This window comes from Streptomyces sp. NPDC058664, assembly GCF_042716635.1.
Taxonomy (GTDB): domain Bacteria; phylum Actinomycetota; class Actinomycetes; order Streptomycetales; family Streptomycetaceae; genus Streptomyces.
Window position 1 is genome coordinate 1 of sequence record NZ_JBHXRW010000152.1, and the last position, 3,769, is coordinate 3,769.

Consider the following 3,769-nt stretch of genomic DNA (forward strand, 5'->3'; position numbering starts at 1 on the left):
GCTTCAACGTCTTCCTGCGCCTGTACTGGCCCCGAAAGCCCGCCCTCACCGGCGACTGGACCCCACCCGCACTGCGCCGCACCAGCTGAACCCCGACGGCCGTTCCGCTCCTCACCATCGCCGATCTCCTGCACGACGGCACTCCCAGCGGTGTGGTCCCCACCGGCTCGGCCCCGGCCGTCGCGGAGGAGGGCGACGTCGTGGTCGCCGGTGTGGCGCGAGCCTTCAAGGCGTGGGGCCACGAAGGGCCGCCCATGGCCCTGGGCTCTCAGCTCCACTTCCTGCGGGTGGATACGGAGAAGCTGAACGCCCACTTCCTCGCCGGATGTCCGTACGCGCCGGGCGGCCCCGCGGTCCGGCCTCGTCCGAGGTCCTCCATCAGCAGATCGAGCGCCTCCTCCTCGTGCCGGGGGACGACCGCGCGGGCACGTGCCCGCTCCACTTGGCGGGCGGCCGTGAACGCCTGCGAGGCGAGGGACCCGGCAGTGCGCCCGGCCTCGGTCGTACGGGCCCACGCATCCGTCAGCCCACGCGCCGAGGGCGGACGGCGCAGGGTGCCGACGATCTGGTCGCGGTGCTCGGTGAGGATCCGCGGACCATGCCGTCGTTCCGTCAACTCGCTTTCCGGATCCGCCAGTCCACGTTCGAGTCGCGCCAGTTCCCGGCGGTGTGTCTCCGCACGGACCTCCGCGCCCGCGTACTCGGCGGATTCCTTGGCGTGGCGGCCGTGGGCGATGCCGAGCCGCCGGGAGCCTCGGTACCGATCACACGGTGTGCGGCCCCGCCGCCGTGTAGTCCGCCGGGCCGGCCTCGCGGGTGACTGGCCCGGCGCGCGGGCCCTCCCGGGACCGGGAGGGTGTCACGGGTGGCCGGGTCGAGGACCGCGCCGCCCGCGCGCGCCCAGGCGTCGAGCAGGCCCCTGCCTCCGGTGCGGCCTCCAGGTCCGCCCGCGCGTCCGGCTCCAGGTCGTGGACGAGGTCCACCAGCCGGTACAGGGGGCCTCCGGTACCGGCCGGACCTGGCTCACCCGCCCAGCTCTCGTGCCGGCGCTCGCCCGTCCGGCACGTACAGTGTGGTCGGGCGCGGCACGATCATGGGGAGTCCGCCGTGACCACGGTCAGTTTCGAACACGCCACCGTTCCCGCCGACAGCGGCGAGGTGACCCTTCTGATAGCCCGCCGGGTGGAGCCCGGGCACGAAGCCGCCTTCGAGCGGTGGGCCAAGGGCATCCTCGACACCGCGGCGACGTTCCCCGGCCACCTCGGGTACGGGCTCTTCCGTTCCTCCGGCGGCGGTGCCCCCTGGTTCCTCGTCCACCGTTTCCGGGACGCGGAGGCCTGTCGGATCTGGCAGGAGTCGCCCGAGCGCGCGGCCTGGTTCGCCGACTGCGAGGGGCACCACCACACCGAGATCGCCCGGCGGAAACTGACCGGCATGGAGACCTGGTTCGCCAAGCCGGGGTCCACCCGGCCCGCGCCGCCCCGGTGGAAGATGGCGATCAGCGCGACCCTGGCGATCTACCCGATCTCCCTCCTCGGCAGCCTCTTCCTCGTGCCTCACCTGACCGCGTTCCCCCTTCTGCTCAGCAGTGCGGTCGTGGCCTGCGTCTTCAACGTGCTCATGACGTACGTGGCGATGCCGGCCGTGAGCAGACTCCTGCGCGGCTGGCTCACTTCGTAACCCGGCACTCGGTACCCGGTACCCGGTACTCGGCGATCCCCTTGCCGATGTCCCGCGGCCGGCTCCGCCTCCCACCGCGCGGCTCTTCGCGAGCCGCTCGATCGCGTCGTCCCGCGTACCGTGGCCGGGTTCCTCACGCCGGTTCCTCGGCGCGTCCCGGAAGCGAATCGTGTGCGGACGCGGGCCAGGTGGCAGGCGGTTCTTTCCGCCGAGGGGTGTGGGATGGTGGAGGTGATGGACCAGCCTGGTTCCGTCGATTGAGGCTTCGTCGACCCGTCGCCCCTCCGCGGGCGGGCCGGGGCGTGACCGTGGTGCCTGCGCGGCTTTGAACGCCGGACTCGTTCACGGCCTCCTCGCCGTGTTCCGGACCACCTGGCCGCCGGCCTGGTGTCCAGGGCTGCCCGCCCCGTGTGGGAGAAGCCCGATGAAGCCCTATGACGTGCATGTCCAGCTCCCCGGCACGCTGGCCGTGGTGACCCTCTGCCCCGGCAGGGGCCGGAAGGCGCGACGCGGATCTCCCGGGCTCGGCGACGTGCCCGCCGCCCCTCCGGCGCCGACCGACTGCCTCGTGCTGGACCTCGATCACGCGCGCGGGTCGGCGGCCGACGGTGCGCTGACCGTGCGGGGCTGGGCCCGTACCCACGCCGTCGTCCTCGCCGTCCTGGACGGCGCCGCCGTCGGCGTTCCCCGCTCCTCGTGGCCGGATCCCGCCGGGGCCGGCCTCGGAGCGGTGTCAGGGCCGCGGGCCGTCCGGGAACAGGTGACGGAGAGGAGGGTGGCGCAGTGGGCGCTGGGCATCCGACGTGCCCGCCGGGGTGCCCACCCCTGCTCGAAGCGGTGAAGCCGGAGCGCGTCGCCTTCCCGGGTACGCGGCGTGAGGCTCCTGGACCCGTGGCGGGTGAGATGTTGGGGGCTCTGGGCCGCCGCGGGAGGTGACGCGCTGTGGAGCCCGTTCCCTCCGACGACGGACGCCCCCGGGCCGGCGAGGAAGAGGCCCTGTGGACCTCGGAGGCGTTCTCGGGTGCGGTGTCCGGCATCCCCGGACGGGACGTACCCGCCGCGCTGTGCCGGGCCCGCGTCGACCTGCTGGACATCACCGGCGCGGCCGTGTCGCTGGCCGGGGACAGTGACGCCCGGGCGCTGTGGTGGTGCTCCGACGACCGGGCGGGCAAGCCGGCGGAGGCGCAGTACACCCTGGGCGACGGCCCCTGCCGCACGGCGGTCGAACTCGCCGCGCCGGTGCTCGCGATGGATCTCACCGGCGGCCAGGACGCGCGCAGGTGGCCGGTCTTCGCCCAGCAGGCCGTGGCACTGGGAGTGAAGGCCCTCTTCTGTCTGCCGCTGGGATCGGGCGGACTCGCCACGGGCACCCTCGACCTCTACCGCGACTCACCGGGGCCGCTGTCGGAACGGGACAAGTCCTTCGCGTTCTCGGCCGCCGACGCCATCACCACCGCGCTGCTCGTCCTGCACACCTCGGAGGGTCCGGCCGGAGCCCTGCCCGGTGGCTGGCTGGACGCGGCGGAGATCGACCACGAAGAGGTCCACAACGCGACCGGCCGCTCCCGTTCTCCAGCGTGCCCTGAGCGGCGTCACCCCCGCGACGTCCGTGGCGCTGGTCGACATGCACGGCGTGCCGCTCATGGACTCCGGCGGTCTGCTGCTCGTCCTCGACCTTCACCGGCGCGCGGAATGCCTCGGCCTGCGCGTCCTGGTCGTCGGCCGGCAGGCACAGCCCCAGCGCCTCCTGGCCGCGGTCGCCGGCATCCCCGGTCCGGGCTCGGCGACAGGCGCCCGCTTCGCGCCGGCGGATTTTCGCCGCCTGATCGAGCAGCGCGCCGAACGGCAGCCTGAACTCGGCGCCGCCGCCGAGCGGCCGTACGCCGAGCAGGCGTGTGTCGAGTGATCGTGTGCCGAGTAGCCGCGTACTGAGCAGCCGGGTCATTGGCGGGGGGTGGGGGGCGTCGATGACCCCCGGGGGGCGGCCCCCCGGGGGGGCCCCCCCCCACCCGCCCCCGCACACCCCCCCCCCCCCCGACACCCCGCTGGAACCGGCGGAGCTCCGCGCGCTGCCGGGAGCGGTGGGGGC

Annotated in this window: 4 protein-coding genes and 1 pseudogene; 4 read left to right on the plus strand and 1 reads right to left on the minus strand. The window is 74.3% G+C overall.

What is annotated here, in order from left to right:
* Positions 1–268: 268 nt before the first annotated feature.
* On the minus strand, positions 269–616 hold the full coding sequence (locus ACFWUY_RS40790) for a hypothetical protein (protein WP_384121886.1): 348 nt from the start codon (positions 614–616) through the stop codon (positions 269–271).
* Between the two features lie 491 nt (positions 617–1,107).
* On the opposite strand from ACFWUY_RS40790, the gene ACFWUY_RS40795 reads away from it, so the two are divergent.
* From ACFWUY_RS40795 to ACFWUY_RS40810, 4 genes and pseudogenes are all read left to right on the plus strand, one after another.
* On the plus strand, positions 1,108–1,680 hold the full coding sequence (locus ACFWUY_RS40795; protein WP_384121888.1) for an antibiotic biosynthesis monooxygenase: 573 nt from the start codon (positions 1,108–1,110) through the stop codon (positions 1,678–1,680).
* Positions 1,681–2,104: 424 nt separating this feature from the next.
* Positions 2,105–2,521 carry a hypothetical protein gene (locus tag ACFWUY_RS40800; RefSeq protein ID WP_384121890.1) on the plus strand — a complete coding sequence of 139 codons (417 nt, stop codon included), beginning with the start codon at positions 2,105–2,107 and terminating at the stop codon, positions 2,519–2,521.
* Between the two features lie 185 nt (positions 2,522–2,706).
* Positions 2,707–3,129 (plus strand): annotated as a pseudogene (locus tag ACFWUY_RS40805) (GAF domain-containing protein); the annotation flags it as partial.
* A 55-nt stretch (positions 3,130–3,184) separates the two neighbouring features.
* On the plus strand, positions 3,185–3,586 hold the full coding sequence (locus ACFWUY_RS40810; protein WP_384121892.1) for an STAS domain-containing protein: 402 nt from the start codon (positions 3,185–3,187) through the stop codon (positions 3,584–3,586).
* Positions 3,587–3,769 lie beyond the last annotated feature (183 nt).